Source organism: Methanolobus chelungpuianus, from assembly GCF_024500045.1.
Lineage (GTDB): Archaea > Halobacteriota > Methanosarcinia > Methanosarcinales > Methanosarcinaceae > Methanolobus > Methanolobus chelungpuianus.
Genome location: NZ_JTEO01000006.1, coordinates 14,796 through 33,725 on the forward strand (window position 1 = coordinate 14,796; position 18,930 = coordinate 33,725).

The 18,930-nt window shown below is 45.3% G+C and carries 17 protein-coding genes and 1 pseudogene; 12 read left to right on the top strand and 6 right to left on the bottom strand.

From position 1 onward, the window contains the following. Nucleotides 1-90 precede the first annotated feature (90 nt). The 7 genes from cobD (at nucleotide 91) to PV02_RS10365 (ending at nucleotide 5,838) form a co-directional block, all read left to right on the top strand. A complete protein-coding gene (cobD, locus tag PV02_RS10335; protein WP_256623341.1) occupies nucleotides 91-1,584 on the top strand; it encodes a threonine-phosphate decarboxylase CobD in 1,494 nt (497 codons plus the stop codon). Then, nucleotides 1,581-2,567 carry a cobalamin biosynthesis protein gene (locus tag PV02_RS10340; RefSeq protein ID WP_256623342.1) on the top strand — a complete coding sequence of 329 codons (987 nt, stop codon included), beginning with the start codon at nucleotides 1,581-1,583 and terminating at the stop codon, nucleotides 2,565-2,567. Before cobD ends, PV02_RS10340 begins: the two co-directional genes overlap by 4 nt. Before the next feature lie 51 nt (nucleotides 2,568-2,618). Further along, the gene (cobZ, locus tag PV02_RS10345; RefSeq protein WP_256623343.1) at nucleotides 2,619-3,215 is read left to right on the top strand and encodes an alpha-ribazole phosphatase CobZ; all 597 of its coding nucleotides are present in this window, start codon (nucleotides 2,619-2,621) and stop codon (nucleotides 3,213-3,215) included. Next, a complete protein-coding gene (gene cobS / locus PV02_RS10350; RefSeq protein ID WP_256623344.1) occupies nucleotides 3,212-4,024 on the top strand; it encodes an adenosylcobinamide-GDP ribazoletransferase in 813 nt (270 codons plus the stop codon). Before cobZ ends, cobS begins: the two co-directional genes overlap by 4 nt. Nucleotide 4,025: 1 nt before the next feature. Then, a complete protein-coding gene (locus tag PV02_RS10355) occupies nucleotides 4,026-4,649 on the top strand; it encodes an NTP transferase domain-containing protein (protein ID WP_256623345.1) in 624 nt (207 codons plus the stop codon). A gap of 76 nt (nucleotides 4,650-4,725) precedes the next feature. Then, on the top strand, nucleotides 4,726-5,070 hold the full coding sequence (locus PV02_RS10360; RefSeq protein ID WP_256623648.1) for a hypothetical protein: 345 nt from the start codon (nucleotides 4,726-4,728) through the stop codon (nucleotides 5,068-5,070). Nucleotides 5,071-5,259: 189 nt separating this feature from the next. Continuing rightward, nucleotides 5,260-5,838 carry a GNAT family N-acetyltransferase gene (locus tag PV02_RS10365; protein WP_256623346.1) on the top strand — a complete coding sequence of 193 codons (579 nt, stop codon included), beginning with the start codon at nucleotides 5,260-5,262 and terminating at the stop codon, nucleotides 5,836-5,838. A gap of 150 nt (nucleotides 5,839-5,988) precedes the next feature. On the opposite strand, the gene PV02_RS10370 is transcribed toward PV02_RS10365, so the two are convergent. Both PV02_RS10370 and PV02_RS10375 read right to left on the bottom strand, forming a co-directional pair. Beyond that, complete coding sequence (locus PV02_RS10370) at nucleotides 5,989-6,630, bottom strand: TVP38/TMEM64 family protein (protein WP_256623347.1); 642 nt, start codon at nucleotides 6,628-6,630, stop codon at nucleotides 5,989-5,991. A gap of 78 nt (nucleotides 6,631-6,708) precedes the next feature. Then, complete coding sequence (locus tag PV02_RS10375; RefSeq protein WP_256623348.1) at nucleotides 6,709-7,557, bottom strand: alkaline phosphatase family protein; 849 nt, start codon at nucleotides 7,555-7,557, stop codon at nucleotides 6,709-6,711. A 418-nt stretch (nucleotides 7,558-7,975) separates the two neighbouring features. On the opposite strand from PV02_RS10375, the pseudogene PV02_RS10380 reads away from it, so the two are divergent. Then, a pseudogene (locus PV02_RS10380) lies at nucleotides 7,976-9,129 on the top strand (ISH3 family transposase). A gap of 420 nt (nucleotides 9,130-9,549) precedes the next feature. On the opposite strand, the gene PV02_RS10385 reads toward PV02_RS10380, so the two are convergent. Next, nucleotides 9,550-10,164, bottom strand: a complete 615-nt coding sequence (locus PV02_RS10385) for a hypothetical protein (protein ID WP_256623349.1) — start codon at nucleotides 10,162-10,164, stop codon at nucleotides 9,550-9,552. 141 nt (nucleotides 10,165-10,305) lie between these two features. Here PV02_RS10385 and PV02_RS10390 point away from each other — a divergent pair, with 141 nt between their 5' ends. Next, nucleotides 10,306-10,524 (top strand): hypothetical protein, encoded by a 219-nt coding sequence (locus PV02_RS10390; RefSeq protein WP_256623350.1) that lies wholly within the window; start codon nucleotides 10,306-10,308, stop codon nucleotides 10,522-10,524. A 101-nt stretch (nucleotides 10,525-10,625) separates the two neighbouring features. Here PV02_RS10390 and PV02_RS10395 read toward each other — a convergent pair whose 3' ends face one another. The 3 genes from PV02_RS10395 to PV02_RS10405 all read right to left on the bottom strand — a co-directional run bounded on the left by PV02_RS10395 (nucleotide 10,626) and on the right by PV02_RS10405 (nucleotide 13,683). Beyond that, complete coding sequence (locus tag PV02_RS10395; RefSeq protein ID WP_256623351.1) at nucleotides 10,626-11,930, bottom strand: ATP-binding protein; 1,305 nt, start codon at nucleotides 11,928-11,930, stop codon at nucleotides 10,626-10,628. Nucleotides 11,931-12,371: 441 nt separating this feature from the next. Continuing rightward, the gene (locus tag PV02_RS10400) at nucleotides 12,372-12,836 is read right to left on the bottom strand and encodes a hypothetical protein (RefSeq protein ID WP_256623352.1); all 465 of its coding nucleotides are present in this window, start codon (nucleotides 12,834-12,836) and stop codon (nucleotides 12,372-12,374) included. Next, entirely contained in the window at nucleotides 12,823-13,683 is an 861-nt protein-coding gene (locus tag PV02_RS10405; protein ID WP_256623353.1) for a GIY-YIG nuclease family protein, read from the bottom strand. The genes PV02_RS10400 and PV02_RS10405 overlap by 14 nt, the downstream gene beginning before the upstream one ends. Nucleotides 13,684-13,811: 128 nt before the next feature. Between PV02_RS10405 and PV02_RS10410 the strand changes: the two genes are divergently transcribed. The 3 genes from PV02_RS10410 to ileS all read left to right on the top strand — a co-directional run bounded on the left by PV02_RS10410 (nucleotide 13,812) and on the right by ileS (nucleotide 18,930). Beyond that, nucleotides 13,812-14,630, top strand: a complete 819-nt coding sequence (locus tag PV02_RS10410) for a hypothetical protein (RefSeq protein ID WP_256623354.1) — start codon at nucleotides 13,812-13,814, stop codon at nucleotides 14,628-14,630. 51 nt (nucleotides 14,631-14,681) lie between these two features. After that, nucleotides 14,682-15,452: a hypothetical protein gene (locus tag PV02_RS10415; protein ID WP_256623355.1), complete on the top strand. Its 771-nt coding sequence runs from the start codon at nucleotides 14,682-14,684 to the stop codon at nucleotides 15,450-15,452. 304 nt (nucleotides 15,453-15,756) lie between these two features. Then, nucleotides 15,757-18,930: an isoleucine--tRNA ligase gene (ileS, locus tag PV02_RS10420; protein ID WP_256623356.1), complete on the top strand. Its 3,174-nt coding sequence runs from the start codon at nucleotides 15,757-15,759 to the stop codon at nucleotides 18,928-18,930.

Genomic DNA, 18,930 nt, shown 5'->3' on the forward strand with positions numbered 1-18,930 from the left:
ATTGCGGGGAGATCACCGAATTGCGATTATGAAGGTTTATAAAAAACAATGAGTTAAAATCAGGTTCATATAGTAGGGTTTGTGATCGTTGTGACAGAAAATACGCCATCTCTTCCGGTAAAAGAGCATCTGTTAAAGTTCGAGCCCAGTGCTCACGGTGGACTTATAAGAAAAAACTCCCAGAAATACGCAATTCCGGAGAGTGAGATCCTTGATGCCAGTGCAAGCCTGAACCCCTTCGGTACTCCCTTCGAGTACCCTTATACAGGCCTTGTACTCCGGAACCTGCTGGATAAAGGCCTTGAGAAAATGGAACAGTATCCTGATAACCGCTATCTTGAGTTCAAGGAGGCTGCAGCAAGGTTCACAGGCCTGGGCACAAGGCCTGAGAACATAATCCCGGGCAACGGCTCTACGGAGATTATCCGGCTTGTTGCGGAATGTGTCATCGGGAAGGGGGATGTCGTACTTATACCGCAGCCCACTTTCAGCGAATATGAGGTCCAGTGCAAGGTGCTTGGTGCGACGATCAGGTACATCCGGCAGGAAGATCTGCTGCAGCTTGACGGCAGTGTGCTTGATGAAGCAAAGATGATATTTGTCTGCAATCCCAATAATCCAACCGGGCGGCTCCTCAACCGGGAGCAGGTGAAAGCCATTGCTGATAAGTGCGCCCGCCATAGGACCATCCTTTTCCTTGACGAGGCTTTCATAGAGCTCGCTGATCCCTCCCAGAGCGTGGCAGACATGGTCGAGGGCAATGAGTATTTATTCATACAGCGCTCCCTCACCAAAGCTTTCGCGATTCCCGGGATCAGGATGGGTTTCGGAATCGCAGGCACCAGGCTTGCAAAGGTGCTTGACAATGCAAGGCTCTCGTGGAACCTTGGCTGCATAGCCGACACGGTGGCAACCGCCCTTCTCAATATGGAAGGTGGCGTGAACAGTAAATACCTGAAGGATTCCAGGGATTTCATCAGGGGAGAACGGGACTACCTGATGCAGAAGCTTAACCGCCGGGGCTTCAAGCCGATCGAGAGCACTGTGAACTACATTTATGTGGATATCTCCGGTTTCTCAATGGATTCCACGGAACTGACCGAGCGCCTGGCCGCCCATGGTGTGCTCATCCGCGACTGCAGTTCTTTCCAGGAGTCCGGGAAGGACCATATCAGGGTAGCTGTCAGGACCAGGGAGGAGAACAAGCGCATAGTTGATACTATCCGGCTGGTGGTCTCGGAATGGGGCAGCGATAAGGCTGATTCCACGCTCCATGATAATCTGGCAAAGGCCGCAGAATCCGGAAGGCTTGGCAGCAACCTCAGCTGCGATTACTATCCCTGCCACTTCGAAGGTCAGGACTGCACTTTCTGTTTCTGTCCCTTCTACCCATGCAAGGACGAGCGCACAGGCGGCCAGTGGGTAGAGAGCTCGGCCGGCGGGAAGGTATGGAGCTGCCTGTACTGTGAGATGGTCCACAGGCCGGAGATAGTTGACGATATGCTCTCTGTGCTCACAGAGAAGGGCATCAGTGAGGAAAGCGTGAAGGAAGCCTGGAAGAAAGCCATGGGGAGCCGTTTATGATAGTGCCGGTGATGCCGGGGGCAGAGGATCTCATAATCATCCTGCTCATGGCCTTTGCCTATGACCTCCTGCTCAACGAGCCTCCCTCTGCCATTCATCCCGTGGTCTGGATGGGAAGGATCATCCACAGGCTGAAGGAGGCGGCTCCTGCAAGCAACAGGAGGCTGTACGGCATATTCCTCGCGCTGTTCACGATCGGCTTTGCATCCGCCCTGGCCTACGCAGTGCTACTTGTCCTTAGCGTGGAATCAGTGCCAAGGATACTGCGCCTCCTGGTGGCTGCATACTTCCTCAAGGCGACTTTCGCGGTCAGGTGCCTGTTCGAGGCCGGGCGCAAGGTGAGCAGCAGACTTGATGCAGGCAAGCTGGATGAAGCACGCAGGGAAGTATCCATGTACGTGAGCAGGGATACCTCGAAGCTGGATGAGAACCATGTATCTTCCGCTATCATCGAGACGACATCCGAGAACTATGTGGACGGCATACTTAGTCCCCTGATGTTCTACGCCTTCTTCGGACCCTTCGGGCTGATCGCTGCCTATGTTTTCAAGGCTGCGAGCACCCTGGATTCAATGGTGGGCTACAAGAACGAAAAGTACCTGAAGCTCGGCTGGTTCTCGGCAAGGACGGATGACGTTTTCAACTGGCTGCCTGCACGCATATCTCCTATCTTTATCTCCGTTTCAGCGCTAATCGTCAATATCTTTTCAGGGGACCGGAAAAAACTGAGTGCTTCGGATGCATTCAGGCTTGGGCTGGCAGAGGGACTGATGACCCCATCGCCAAATTCCGGATATCCCATGGCGTCCACTGCGGGCGCCCTGAGAGTAAGGCTTGAGAAACCCAATACATATCGCCTGGGTGAAAGATATACGGATTACCCGGTGGCAGAGGACATCTGGCTGGCTTCGCGGCTTATCCTGACCGCTTCATTTATGGCAGTTGGTGCTTCAGCATTGGTAATCTATCTGATCTACATCTGATCCTTGGTTAAATTGATTACAGGATTATTTAAATAACTATAAGTGATGGCAATGAAATTATCGGACATACAATCTAAAAACCTCAAGGAAGGACAGCCTGAGGAGCTGGAGGGTGATATCACCCATGATATCATTGATATCCTGAATGATGAAGGTATCACCGTGGAGATGCTTGTCGATACTGCACTGGCCTTATATGCTCCGCATCCGGGTATCGAGACAAGGGAACTTGCCGAGGAAAGGTTCCTGGAAGAACTGCACATAGCCCTTTCCGATCCCAATCTCTGCATGCTTGTCTATGCGGGCGTGCTGCTTGAGAGGGAGGGTGAGGCAGGCACTCTTCCAAATATAAGCAAGAGCTCCTATGAGAAGGACCTGACCTTCCTGATAGTGGATGAGGTCCTGGGTATGAGCATTGCCAAGTACATAAGTGGTGATAAGGGCATATTCGAGTTCGTGCGCTTCGACAAGCAGAAGCCGGGCATTCTTGCCGAGCTTGGTCCTTTCATGGACGATGTGATAGGAGGGCTTATAGGCGGCGTGTCTGCCAGCATGTATACAAGGAGCATGGCAGAGGCTGCCAGGAAGGATATGGCCGGCAAGAAAAAGAGGCATGACGGCGGCCTGGGCGGTGTGATCGCAGGATGAACGACTTCTTGCTGGCCCTGCGCTCCAGTTTCGGTTTCCTTTCCACCATCCCTGTGGGGATCACCATGGAAGGTCTTGATGAGTTCTTCAAGCGGACCTACCTTCACATAGTGGTTGGGATAGTGCTCGGCCTCCTGATAGGGGCTGCGGCAGTTATCCTCCATTCCTTCCTTTCCCCCCAGCTTACTGCGGTTTTCATTATTGTGTTCGTTTATTACATGACCGGACTGAACCACCTGGACGGCATTGCCGATATGGGGGACGGCCTGACCGCCCATGGCTCCCGTGAGAAGAAGCTCAAGGCGCTCAAGGATATGTCCCTGGGGATTGGCGGTGTCTCCTATGCGGCCCTGACCCTGCTGGCATTCTATGCAGCCCTTATATCGCTTCTTACCAGTGAGTTCACGCTTCCTGAGGGTGTAAGCATAGCAACTGTCATTTTCCTCGCGCTCTTCGTTGCTGAGGTCGGCGCCATGCAGTCCATGCTTACGATCGCTGCATTCGGGAAGTCCATACATGAAGGCCTTGGCTCTATTCTTGTGAAGAACACCACCCTTCCGAAATACCTGCTGGGTTTCGCCATGGGAGTTGTGGCCTGCACCCTGGCTTTCTGGTATATCGGCCTGCCCCTGGTGGGCGCCCTGGCATTTGTAGCAGCCATAGTGTCGGCACTGGTGGTCATTAACATAAGCAACAGACACTTTGGCGGTGTCAACGGTGATATAATAGGCGCATCCAATGAGACTGGCAGGGTCATTGCACTGGTGGCTGTGTTCCTTGCCCTGAAGTACGGCCTGGGAGGTATCTGAGATGGATGTGATAATCATGGCCGGTGGCTTTGGCAGCAGGCTCGGGATGGGCGAGAAGCCCACTGTGGAACTCCTTGGAAATCCCCTCATCTCCTATGTGATCGACGCCCTTGAGAAGACTCCCGAAGTGGGGAAGATACATGTTGCTGTCTCCCCCGCAACGCCCGCCACGGGCGGTGTTGTCCTCAGCCGCTATGACGGCCGGGTGGGAGTGATAAATACCGGCGGAGGCAATTACGTTGCAGACATGGTCCAGGCAGTGAAGGATGCGGGCATAAACGAACCGGTGCTCATCATGATGTCTGACATACCCCTGCTGAACCCGGGGATAATAGGGAGCATCATTGAGAAATATGAAACCTGCGGGACTCCCGCAATGTCCGTGTTCTCTCCGATATGGGTGTGCAAAGGCCTTGGTATCAGGCCTGATACGGTCTTCAACTGGGAAGGTAAGCTCATAGTTCCTGCAGGGGTCAATATCCTGGACGGGAAGGATGTGGAAAAGGAGCAGGCCTACGTCAGCCTCATACTGGAGGATGTCGAGCTTGCATTGAATGTGAATACTGCGGCCGACCTTGAGAAATGCAAGGAGATGCTGATGGAAAGATCTGCCGGGAAGGAATAAGGGCTGACAGGTTCTTTATCCTTTCCTGTGCTATACTCATAAAGGATGTGTTCGAATAGACCGTCATATAGTGATCATGGACCGGAGATATTCTCTGGAAGCCCTCATGCTGATAACCGGTAAATTGAATCCTGAAAGTTCGGTAGAGCTTATCCCGGAAGAGTCACTCATGCTGTGTGAAGTGATAGAGCAGCCTCAGAAACTGCCTTTTTACATCGAGGCTTTCTATAACATGGATATCACAGATCCGGATGCCTTCCGTCTTTCATTGATCAGGATCCAGATAGATTCCGACCTGCGGATGAACGAGGACATCCAGAAGTACCAGCATCGGAGATATGTTGCGCGTACCATTGAGAAGCTGCTGTATTCCGATATCCTGCTTGAGCACGTTCAGGGTGTCGTTCTCGAAGGCGAGTGATATCCGGGCTTTCTGCTGCAAAGGGCATGGCCCTGTAAGCAGATCTTAAATACCGGCTATATTTTACGGATTTTTGTTCCAATCGGCTTATACCTTTTCCGTGCCAAACTTGTTTTATCATACCTGTATCCAGACTAATTTTCCTAACGGATACCTGCATAAGTACAGGATTTATGGGTTGTGGTAGAAATGGTCGATCAGCTGGTCAGTAAGGTACGCACAGGCAAAAGGCAATCTTTGAAGGCCTCAAGGCTGGCTTTTGGCAGCCTGATGACCAAAAAATGGAGAACTTCCACGGATCCTGACATAACCAGAATAAACAGTGACGTGATGGCTGGCGTCCTGAGACTCTATCACGAGAACTTCACCGAGATAAACGACAGGATGTTCACTATGTACTGCCGCTTTTTCAGCGAGACATGCTATGCATTCCTTGACCGGGGCAAAGTTGTTGGATATTGCGTCTTTTTCGTGAAACCTGTATTCTCCTATTCGCACATCTACAAAACCGCCACACTTTATTCCCTGGCAGTTGACAGCGAGTACAGAGGACACGGTATTGGTGAAAGGCTGCTTCGGAAGGGCATCCGCGAGATGAAGCTGAATTCCGTCAGTTGCATCTCTCTCTATGTGTCCACGGAAAATATGCCAGCCATCCGCCTCTACAGGAATCTGGGTTTCCGTATTCTCAGGGAGCTCGATGATGTCTGCGGCCCGGGACTCAAATGCTACGAGATGGATATGAAGCCGGGGCAGAATCCTGTTTGAGTGTTCTCTTCTGAAAACAACTTAAAACTGACTCCCTTATATCATTTGACATCCAGCAGCTCATGAGAGCATGCCGGATACGCGGTATCGAATCCTAGAAGGTCTGCAAGCATATCGCAATGGGTAATCTGCAGAACCATACTATTGATCTCAGGTTTTTTCCTTGGATTTTTTTAGTATACTCCATATTGTTGTGGGTATTGCAATCCCGAAAAACAAAGGAAGCAGCCATTCAGAAAAGTTCCGGGAGATGCTTCCGAAATAAGCATAATAAGCCGAAACAGGAATTATTCCTAATAAGCTTAAGGCAATGAATCTTTTCCCGGAGATTTTTGTAAGGCCTGCAAAACATGCCATAGTCTCTGAGACAATAGGGACCGTTTTTGAAAGGATCAGTATTCCTTCCCCCCATTTTACGAACCATTCATCCATGGCCCGCTCTTCTGTTCTGTCGAGAAAGAGTTTTGTTTTTCCCAGTTTTCTTGTTATTGCGAACCCTGTCAGTGAAGCAAGAAGAGATCCTGTGATGTTTATCAGCGTCCCTGAGTAAAATCCATAAAAAGCTCCGGAAAGAGTCATTAATACTGTGGAAGGCATTGGGAGAATAAGGTCAACAATCAGGAAGAATATTATTATGGCTGCTGCAAAAGCACCTGATCCCATAACAAAATATCTTATCTTCTCAAGAGTTATCACGCCTGAAACTTCAAATACTATGAATAAAAAAAGGAACATCGAGGCAAGTATTACAGGAATGTGCTTCCAGTTTAAGGCTTTTCTGTCTCTTTCCATATATCCATCCTCTCCCCTGTATGAACATTCTCCGTAAACGGCTTATTAGCTTCGGTATTCCTACGGCAGACTGAACGACTATAGAAAGCAACTCCAGATCGATTCCTTTGCATCATTTACATCCCGCGATAAGAGCCACAACATTTTGTCATGGTTTCTGATCTCTTCATCGGTGGCTTTAGGTTTCCATTTTTCCCAGCCGTGGATAGTATGGCCCCCGCAGATGAGGAAGAGGGTACCTGTGCCTGCAGATCCCACTATCCGGCCGATGCTGGTGTCTGTGTTCCTTACAGCCTCCTTAAGCTCCCTGCCGTGCAAGGAAGAATGGGCATGCCTGTCAATGGAGCGCAGGTGCACGGCCAGCAGGTCGGGATCCTGACCAAGGGCGCCGATCGCACTTGTGGTGGCACTGCTATCGTAATCGTCTATGTCAAGTGTGTCGGGGATGCCGTGCAGTTCTTTTACCCGGCCCCTGAAGGTTTGCGCACCCTCCGATTCGATGACAACGGCTGCTTTAAGGCCTGCATCATCAGCCCATTCAAGTATCGTTTTGATCCTGGGACGGGCAGGATCCTTTGCACGTACCCTGTAAATGTCCTGAGTGCTGTGGACATGGTGGCGCTCTGGCGGGTAGCCTGTCAGTATGGATGCTATGCAGGGCGAGGTATGCCTCCCGACGGATGAACATTCCAGCAACAGCCCATGCCTGGCAAGGCTGCTTGCAGCAGGCATGATATCCTCAAATCTCCGGTACAATGCAAAACCAAGGCTATCTGCAATGATAAGCACGACCCTCTTACAATCGTGTTCTATCGCATAGTCCCCAATCTCACTGATCACATTCCCGTCCGGCACTACCATGGGTATCGACAGGATCCTTGAGATCGTAGGCGCAATGTCTGCAAGGCTGTACAGTGGATCATTCATACAGTCAGATTGATGGTTGCACTTAAATGGATTTCTCACTCTGCTTTCATTTTTTCTGGTTTTCATCATTGTGAGATAAGACCGGTTCCAAAGTCCGGTTAAAGGGAGACGTGATAGTCATTTTGTGCAATGATGCTGTGCAAAATCTACTCTGAGGCCGGACAACAATTTACGTGTATTTTATACGTATTAATACATAGAAAAGACATCTGTAGCCAGAGAAGGTTCGTCCTCATAAAATCGGTATCAATTTTGTTCCAGCCCACAGAGAACACATTATCATGCGTCGGAAGCAGAACATAGAGCGTCACCTTCCGCAGGACCGCATCCGTTACTAAATTCAGTACTTCGCTAATTTCAACTACTTAAGTTCATCTAAGCCTTCAGATAGATTTATATGCGGCGGGAACGCCGCCATATGTCATTTCTAGCATTCAATTCAAGCACCCATTCTAAAGTCGAGTTAAGACCAAACCAATGTATTGATGCTGTTCTTAAACCTCTAACTAACAATATCGCCATTAATATCAATGGTTCACTTACATGTAAATACCTGTTTTATGCTGCTATATGTATGGCTGTAGAGAACAGTTCAGTTCATTCCATGTCAAAACACTATCAAGATCTTCCTTGTGAAACATCTACAAGATATCATCGCCAGAAATTGGACCTTGAAGAACTAATCAGGTTAAATGCAAAGATCCGACTTCAAGGTCCTATTAGTACTCTAAAGACTGAGAAAAAGTATGAGTTTGCTATTGACTTTAGAAATGACCCTTATTATGGGGGAACTAATCCATCCAATGAAAACTACGTAATACGTGGACAAGCAAAAAAGTCTACAAACTCTTTCTATTCATATATTTCATTGTCCATTATAAACAAGAATGAGAGGTTCACTATATCTGTTATTCCAGTAGAAAGAAGTGAAACAAAGACCAATTACATCGCTTATTTCATTGATCTGATAAGGAACCTTGATCTTAAGATTAAGGTTCTTTGTTTGGACAGAGAGTTTAGTTTTGTTGATATCTTTGAGTTCTTACAGAACAAAAATATTCCCCATATTACTCCTGCAGTTAGAAAAGGAAACGAGATCAAACGACTACTTATTGGCAGAAAGGCAAGGGATTCACAATATGTTATGAGGAATCCTCAGAAGAAAGAGGTTCAGCTAAATATCTTATTGATGTCAAGTACATGAAAGGTAAAAGGAATAAAAAAGGATGTGAGAGCCTTGGTTTTGTTGTTTATGGGCATAACTGGAAGCCCCGAAAAGTTAGCACGGTCTATAGAAGAAGGTTTGCGATAGAATCGTCTTACAGGATGAGGAACATAGTTAAACCCAGAACATCTACAAGAAACGTAACTTTCAGGTATTTCTTTGCATTGATATCGTTCCTGCTTAGAAATACATGGCTCTATATTCAGAAAAAGCATTTTACGATTGTAAAACAAGGTCCTCAAACAATTGATGAGGATAGGTTCAGGTTTGACAGATTTATCCTGTTTGTTGAGGAAAGGATTAGAAGAAAGTTAAGAGTTCAATTGGTTGTGCGGTGTTTGAGGTAGATAGATAGCGGTAAGGAGAAAAAGGATGGAAAATTAGTAAAGTACTGAAGTACTGACTTTATATTTCCAATAACATGTCTAAATTAATCATTGCTATTATTAATCCAGACATTAATAAAGCCCACAGTATGACCCACAAAATGTTAGCCAGAACCTTAAATCTTTTATTATTCACTTTTTCACAAACAAATGCTATAATAGTCAGCAAAATGCAACTTAATACATATACAAGAGTACTATTATTAGGACTAGGCCTCATTATAATGCTTATTGATTGCATTTGTAAAATAGCAAACACAATTATCAATATCGCCACTGATATACCAGCAACTATTGTTATTTTTTTTTGTCTCCAAGTTGGTAGGTTCATAGTTTCCTCAAAATAAAAAAAGGGAATATGCTTTAGTGCATATTTTCTTTTTATAAAGTTTTCCATCCAGTTGATGAGGACTGAAGAACTATTGTTGGAGTATAAGGGGCTGGAATAAGTGCCTGATGGACACCATCAACTTTATAGGTTCCAGGTGAATAATTCTTATATTCTGATACTTCTATTGTTTTAGTTGATGTAGCTGTTTTTGCAGCAAATCCAATTAACTCACTATTAGAATCATACAATCCGGAGTATACATATTGCTCTGTTGGAGTTACTCCATAAAAAGTTGACTTTGTTGAAAACTTAATCTTTGTTGACTCTTTTATAATAGATGATGTACCTATCATAAAACCAGCTGGTATATCTCTTGTAGACGGTTCAGTATCAATTGATTGATCAATTACATCAGATGAATTAAACCATACTTTTTCTTGTTGATAATATATACTAGTGGCTTTGCTTGGGTTTTCATCATATAACTCCGGCAATGCTATTTTAATAAATCCTCCATTTGTTATATTTGTACCTTCTAATTGAGCAATTAATTCTAATCGCTCTTCATCATCTATTATTACTGATTTTTCATCAGATGCACTCGCAAATCCTGCCATCAAGATCAACGAAGCTAAAAATACAATACTTATTCGTTTCAGATCCATTATTTTTGCTCCTTGTTTATTTTACATTGCGCGATAATGAATTTAATTACATGATATTTCATTATCTTCACAATGTGTAACTTCTTAATGATATTTATCATATATAGATATATGTATTAACAGTGTAATTAGGTCGCTTGATTGGGGTTCTTTGTTTGGGCAGAGAGTTTAGCTCTGTTGCTTATGGGCTTAACTGGAAGTCTCGGAAAGTTAGCACGTTCTATAGAAGAAGTCTTCATTCAGAAAAAGCATTTTATGATTGTAAAACAAAGTCCTCAAACAATTGATGGGGATAGGTTCAGGTTTGACAGATTTATCCTGTTTGTTGAGGAATGGATCAGAAGAAATTTAAGGGTTTAATTGGTAGTGCGGTGTTTGAGGTAGATAGATAGCGGCAAGGAAAAAAAGGAGGGAAAATTAGTGAAGTACTGAAATATCAATCAAAGACAGCCGACAGAGCTTCAGCTCAGCAGCCACTTCCAGACAGGCCTCACAATAATTTTTTTGTCACCCACCTCTATTTCATCTTCGGTGTCGTCGGTGAGTATGAGCCCCTCTTTCAGGCAAAAGGTTTCCATAGCTGCCACGAGGCTTTCAACCTCTCTTTTTCTTGTACCTTCACTGCTCATGTCCCAGCAGACCTGTATTGCATGGGTCACCTTGTTCTTCTCGCTGATAATGAAATCGACTTCTTTCTGGACATCATTTTTCCAGTAGTAGATACCCTGATATTCTCTTCGCAGATGCATGAACACTATGTTTTCAACTAGCCTGCCATGATCCTCCGAGAAGGCGAAGGAAACTGTGTTTCTAAGACCGGTGTCCAGGGAATACACTTTCCTGGGATTGAGCACCTGCTCTTTCAGAGAATAAGAGAACTTTTTTATAAAAAACAGCATGTAGGTGCTTTCAAGGTACGAAGAGTAACGTTCCACCGTATCAAGGCTTGTGCCAAGGATATTCTTAATCCGGTTGTACGAGTTCGGAGAGGATATGTTCGTCATATAGTATTTTGCGAGCTCTTCGAGTTTCTGTATGTCCTTTATGTTGTACCTTACCGTGACGTCCTTTATCAGGATGTCTCTGTAATACGTGTATAGCAGCTCTTTTTTGTTCCTTTCCTCCTTCTCGAGTACGACCTTTGGAAAGCCTCCGGTGCCGATATATTCCGTTAGCTCTTTTTTTATCGTGTGGCGCTCTGCCATCATGTCAAGGGACGTCTTTATATTCAGTTCCCGGAACTTCAGGTACTCTCTAAAATCGAGGGGAAACACTTCCGTATACAGATGACGGCCTGCCAGGACCGTCGCATACTCCGAGCTTAAAAGCTTTGAACTCGAACCTGTCACCAATACATTTATCCGGCGGTTCTCCTGCAGATATCGTGCGAATTTCTCCCAGCCGTCTATCACCTGCACTTCATCAAGGACCACGTACTGTTCTCCGGAAGTTGTTTCTACTTCTGTTAGGTATATCTCATATATACGGTTCAGCAGCTCAAGGTCCAGACCCCTGAAGCGGGGATCTTCAAAATTCACTATGAGGATATTCTCCTTCGCTATTCCCGCATCTATTTTGTCCTTCAGGTACTGGAGAATGATCGTTGATTTGCCTGTCCTTCTAGCACCGGTTATCACCATTATCTCTCTGGTCCCGGATTTCCTTTCGATCTCTTCCAGCAGTTCTTCCCTTCGCGTGCCGGTGAATTGCTCCCTGGTCCAGAAGTTCCAGTCTATAAGAAGTTCCAGTATCTCTTTTTTGTCCATGATATTAATGATATGACCTGTTTATATAAAGTTTACTTTTGCATCGGTAAGTTTAGATCAATAGTTAACTTTTCAATCGGTAAGTTTTTGGATCTGTTGAAATCCCCATCACCCGGAACATAAGTTTGAGGGTGATACCGGGATTCTGGAAAGGAGGCATGTTTATGCAGATAGTATCCTTTACATTGGTAAAGAAGCCAACAATATTGATGAAGAATAATTAGAGTTTCAGAGAACTCATACTTTTATTAATGAGGAATCTATCAAGCAGAAAATATTAGACCTAACTCCTGAAGCAGCTAGGAAGGTTGGCATTGCCTACAGAGGCACTCTGAAGAGGCTACAGGAAAAGATAAAGCAGACAGGGGATATCAACCTTAATGCTAAGTTCATGAGGGAACTTGCGGATAAGCTCATGTGAGAGCTTATTCCTCTTTTTCTTTATTTTTTGCTTAATTTATCTGATTTTTCTTTATCGTTAAATTCAGGTAGGCAGTTAAACTTTTCAACATAGGTTGCAAAGCATTCATATTCAAATTTTGCTACCTCTCCCATTATCCTTAAATCTCTAGGCTTATTTGATTTAACATCACAATTGAATGGACTAACAGAAACAAATAGTCTGTTTTGAAGATCTTGTAGGTCCTGATATTTATACATAAATCTATCAGCTCCACCATGTCTTGTTTTTCCATTAATGGTACTGTTAAACTGTTTTAAACGGCCTTTTAGTCCAGCCCGTGAGTTAGTCATACCTACATATATGATTTCACGAATCCATGTAAAATCTTGTCCAGACAAATCCGATTTATAGAGAGCTATGCAATAAATTCCCGGATATTCAATATCCGCCAAATTGTCTCTGCTCACCCATTTTTCCCATTTAGTAAAGTCATTCCCTGCCATCTTGTTTTTTCCTTATAACATCATCAAGTGTTTTGATATTTCCGCCATCTTGAATTCTCCATTCCGCCCATCCATTAGCAGTTCTGGCTAGTACAACGGAAGCAGCCATAGAAGGTGAAGAAAAGGTGAAGTCTTCCTGAAAAACATAAACACCATTTTCTTCTTTAAGTATACCTTTGTCTACAAGGTTAGCTCTAAAGGTTTTGATACTTTGTTGAATAGAGGGAGTCTCTTTTACATTTGACTTTGATCCTTTATTGACAATGAATCCTTCTTCTGTATATTCACCCACTGCATCAGCATCCTTGCTTTTGCAAAAGTACATGTTTCTCTTGCTACGTTTTACCTGCTCGAAAATAGGATAACCAAGAGTAGCCATTATAATCTTCAATTCATCAAAGAAACGTAAAACAAAGTCTCTGTCTTGATCTGTTAAAGAAGATCTGGTAGGGGTATTACAGTTTTCCAGAGCACATTTATTGATTAATTTAGCTTGCTCACATGCGTGATTTTCAAGATACTTAATATGTGCTTTGTTCAGATTATTCTTTTCTGAGACAAAACATATGGCCTGATTCCAGAAATCTTTCTCCTTGTTGTGCTTGTTAAGCCTAGTTAACAGTACTTCAGATTCGCCAATATACACCTGAGGCTTGCCAACTTCATCTTTCTCACCTATCAAGAAGTAAACTCCTGGCTGTTCAAGCTCAGATCTGTTTGAAGCATCATCTAATTTGGCTCTAGGAATGGAAACAGCTTTGACAATAGAATCAAAGAACTCACATATTTTAACTCCTTGCGGGTTGGCATCTGGCAGGTAAATTGAAATTGTTCTTCCTATTGTCATGAATCGATCCTCATAATAAGTATTTTACTGTTAAACTTCAAAACATATTCTATTTATAGCTATAAATAAGTTAATAATATATTAATGTGTGATTTTTTTTGAATCAGGATAGATAGAAGGAGAGAAAAATGAATAATCAAAGATACGTTGAATTCTATCGCATAGCACAAGCTGTACTTGGTGATAAGCTTGTAAAGCCTATTGAACATGATAACGAAATAATATCAGAATGGGTATCAAAAGAAGGTTGGTTAATGTTACCATTGCCCTCAGAATCATGCATGAGTGATGCAAAAAACCGTAGGGGGCCAAATATTTATGTTTCTGCTAGTGATGAAGAGATTATAATTGGGATTGCAGTAAATACTTTAGAGTCCGTATACCAGTTAAAAAACATTCTTCATGAATTCCACAATAAGGAAAAAAGCGATTTACTTCATGAAATTACCCGATTGGATGACTCTTTTTTAACAAAAGTAGAACGTAAAATAAAGGAGAAACATTTTAATCAAGCGCCTGAATATCAGAATGAAATTAAGATACAATCAAATAAGTTGGATAATGAGTCAATCAATGAGATTTTTTTCATCGTGGATACGATTCGAGAAGATGGATTGAATTTAAAGAAATCCCGAGGTACATCTCATCCTATTGAAACTCCTAGAATAGAACTTACAGGTACATCATTTGAAAACGATGATGAGATATTCAGACAAAAACTCATTTCTATTAAACCTATTTTTGAGACATGTATTAATATTAAAACTATAACTGAATTGAAGAAAATAGGTAAAGAGAAAATTGTAGCTATTTGTGCAAAATGCAAAGAAATTATTCCTGAAAGTCAGTATCCTCCAGGAACATTTTGTCAAAAATGTGGTTCGCTTTTAAAAAGAACTAAAATGAAGAAGATTGACGAATCATACCATTTAAGGGATGAAAATTGAATAATATGACCAATTTTTAACTCATACACTTTTGTAAAGGGGAAACAAAACATGCAAGATAACTATGTGGGAGATATTGGGGATTTTGGTAAATATGGAATGCTTAATGAGATATACAACCAGTCGAATGGCAGTATTACATTAGGAATTAATTGGTATAAAAATACAAAAGAAGAAGACAACAATGATGGGAAGCATATTGATTATTTAGAAGCTACTTTTAAAGATAGAGCTTCTTACATCCAATGTTTTCCAGAACTATATGCTAAATTAAAACATATAATCCAGAATGATAGAAGATGCTTAGAGGAAATAGAAAAGAATCAAATCTTGCCTGAAAATACTATTTTTTATTCCAAACCAATACCCTATTTAGCACCTTACTATGAAACGAGGGAAATTGAACGAATTGACTGGTTTCAAAACTTATTAACCCATTTAATGAATGCGGATATAATTTTTGTAGATCCGGATAACGGAATTGAGTGTGCTTCTATTAAAAAGACGAAAATAAAAGCAATTAAATATGTTTTTAAAGATGAAATCAAAGAATATTATCTAAATGGAAAATCAGTTGTCATTTATAATCACAAAAATAGGAAATCAAATCAAGAATATAATAAAAAAATATTAGGTTTGAAAAGTCTTTTCCAAAATGAGTGCTTGATTAGAGTTCTTAGAACCCGTAAAAAATCTACAAGAGATTATATCTTTTTGATTCAACCTTCTCATGAAAATATCATCAACTCAACTATAGATTCACTTCAAAAAGAACCTTGTAACTTTATGTTTGAAAAGTATGACTTAATGTATTATGATTAACTGTTAACAAAATCATTACTCTCTAAAATTCTGAGTATCTATTTTTCAGGATACCTATTACCCCTCACGGCACTCGAAGGGTGGGATTTGAACTCACTTACTATTTACCACCATCTCCCCTACAACCTTCCTCAAACCACAGCAACCCGTAACTTTTCCCCCAAACTACCTTCCCTCTCCCTCCCCTCCCCACTCCTCACTTCCCCAACAAAATTTAACTATAACCTGTGAGTTTCATCCATAATTATTAAATCGAATATTGCAGTAGGAATATCCATATCGAACAGAGCATGGAGACCCTTTGATGTTAGAGGAGATTACCAGTCAGTACAGCCCGGAGAAACTGGAGAGGAAGATCCAGGACTTCTGGGAAAAATCGGATGCGTACTCTAAGGTACGCGAGCACAGAAGAGGCGGGAAGAGGTTCTTTTTCGTGGACGGACCGCCATATACCACAGGGCACATACACTTGGGCACTGCATGGAACAAGATCATCAAGGACTCCATCCTGCGCTACCGCTCCATGAACGGCTGCGACATACTTGACCGTGCGGGCTGGGATATGCATGGCCTACCCATCGAGGTCAAGGTGGAGGGCGTGCTCGGCTTCACATCCAAGAAGGATATCGAGAAATACGGCGTCGGCAACTTCATCGAGAAGTGCAAGGAATTCGCGCTCAGCCAGAAGGACGACATGACCGGACAGTTCCGCATGCTTGGCGCATGGCTGGACTGGAAGGACCCCTACATGACCCTGCGTGACGAGTACATCGAAGCCGCATGGTGGACCCTCAAGCGCGCCCAGGAGAAGAACCTGCTGGAGCAGGGCAAGCGCGTCGTCAACTGGTGCCCCAGGTGTGAGACCGCCATCGCCGACTCCGAGGTGGAGTACAGCGACAGGGACGATCCTTCTATATTCGTCAAGTTCAGGCTCAAGGGCGAGGAGAACGCCTATGTGGTGATATGGACCACCACCCCGTGGACCATCCCTTCCAACATTGCAGTGGCAGTGCATCCATCTTTTGAATATTCAAGGGTAAAGGCAAAGACCTCTGACGGCAGGGAAGAGATACTGATCATAGCTTCACAGCTGGTAGAGCCGGTCCTTAAGAAGGGACGCTATGCCGGTTATGAGATACTCGGCACGATGCTTGGCGAGGACCTCACTGCACTGTCCTACGAGCACCCCCTGGCAGACAAGGTGCCAAGGCAGGCGGCTATGGGTCATGGCATCTACCTTGCCGATTTCGTGACAGCCGAGAACACAGGATGCGTGCACATCGCGCCGGGGCACGGTATGGACGATTTCGAGGTGGGCCTGAGGAACAGCCTGCCCATATTCTGTCCCGTCGGCTCTGACGGCAGGTACACAGAAGCAGCCGGCGACTACACAGGCATGCACATCCGTGATGCCAACGTTACCGTCATCGAGGATCTCAGACAGCGCGGCCTGCTCCTTGCCCAAGGTAAGATCACCCACAGGTACGGGCACTGCTGGCGCTGCAAGACCCCGATCATCTACCTTGCCACTGAGCAGTGGTTCATCAAGATATCCGACCTGAAGGAGCAGATGCTCTCCGAGATACAGCAGGTCAACTGGTATCCTTCCTGGGCGGGTTCTGCAAGGTTTAAGGACTGGATCGAAGGTGCCCGCGACTGGTGTGTTTCCAGGCAGAGGTACTGGGGCATCCCCATACCTGTATGGAAGTGCCGGACATGTGACAGCATGCACGTTGTCGGTACCAAGAATGAGCTCATGGAGATGTCAGGCCTCTCCGGCGATATCGAGCTGCACAGGCCATACGTTGATGCAGTCACTATTGACTGCCCCTGCGGCGGTAAGATGAAGCGCGTGGAAGACGTGTTCGATGTCTGGTTCGATTCGGCGGTGGCCTCCTGGGCAACGCTCAGGTTCCCGCAGAAGGCGGAGGACTTTGAAAAATGGTGGCCAGCAGACTTCATCACCGAAGGGCATGACCAGACCCGCGGCTGGTTCTACTCACAGCTTGGCGCAAGCATGGTGGCTTTCGGCAAGGCTCCCTATAAGAGTGTGCTCATGCACGGTTTCACCCTCGACGGGGAGGGCAAGAAGATGTCAAAGAGCCTTGGCAATGTCATAGAGCCCAAGGACGTCATCTCAAAATACGGTGCCGATACCCTAAGGTCCTTCGTGCTCTCGGCCAGTGCGCCATGGGACGACCTCAAGTTCAACAGTGAGGAACTGGGAACCATCAACAGGACGCTGAACATTCTCTGGAACGTCTATCGCTTCCCCTTACCCTACATGGTGCTGGACAACTTCGACCCATCAAAGGTGTCCCTGGAATCTGTCAGGGAGCACATGAGGGAGGAAGACCGGTGGATACTCTCCAGGGCACAGTCGCTCATCAACGATGTCAACAAGTCCATGGACCAGTACACCCTGCACAGGGCATTACGTTCCATCAATGAGTTCGTCCTGGAAGATCTTTCCAGATGGTATGTCCAGCTCATCAGGCCAAGGACATGGGTCGAGGCCGATGACCCGGACAAGCTGGCTGTCTACAGGGTGCTGTACGAGGTATTCGTTATAACCACCAAGGTCATCGCGCCGTTCATGCCGCATCTTGCGGAGGAAATGTACCAGAACCTTGTCAGGAACGTTTACCCGGATGCACCCGAATCCGTGCACATGAACGACTGGCCGGTTGCCGACGAATCCCTTGTGGATAAAGAGCTTGAGACCCACATGGATATGATAAGGTCCATGGTGGAGGCATCCTCCAATGCCCGTCAGAAGGCAGGCAGGAAGCTCAGGTGGCCCGTGTCGAGGATAGTGGTCGCCCCGTCCAACGAACAGGTAGCACAGGCCGTAGCAAACCTAAAATCCGTGCTCATGGACCAGACCAACTCAAAGGACATCGTGCTTACCGGCGTAGGGGAGCCCTGGGATGAGCTTGGCTATGAGGCTATCCCGAACCCCAGCACCATCGGCCCCGTGTTCAAGGGCGATGCTGGCAAGGTGCTGGCTGCAATAAAGAAAGCCGATGTGATGTCCCTTAAGAAGTCCCTGGCTTTGAACGGGCAGGCAGAAGTGGATATTCCCGGAGGCAAGGCAACTGTCACGCCGGAAATGGTCAAGTTCGAGGAGAAGATGCCGGAGGCTGTGGCAAGCGCGGAGTTCAATGCAGGCAGCGTATATGTTGACGCGAAACTGACCCGCGAACTGGAGTCCGAAGGTTTTGCAAGGGAGGTTATCCGCAGGGTTCAGGACATGCGCAAGGAGCTTGACCTGGCGGTTGATGAGGGCATCAGGGCCCACATAAAGATCACCGACCAGAGGATCCTTGACCTCGTGCTTGACCTGGAGCAGCACATTGCAAAGGAGATCAGGGCGGAAGTGCAGGTAATAGGCCTTGACGTGGATGCAAACGGGACTCTCAGCAAGGACTGGGATGTGGAGGGCGTATCCATGAGCATAGGCATATCGCCGGCCTGA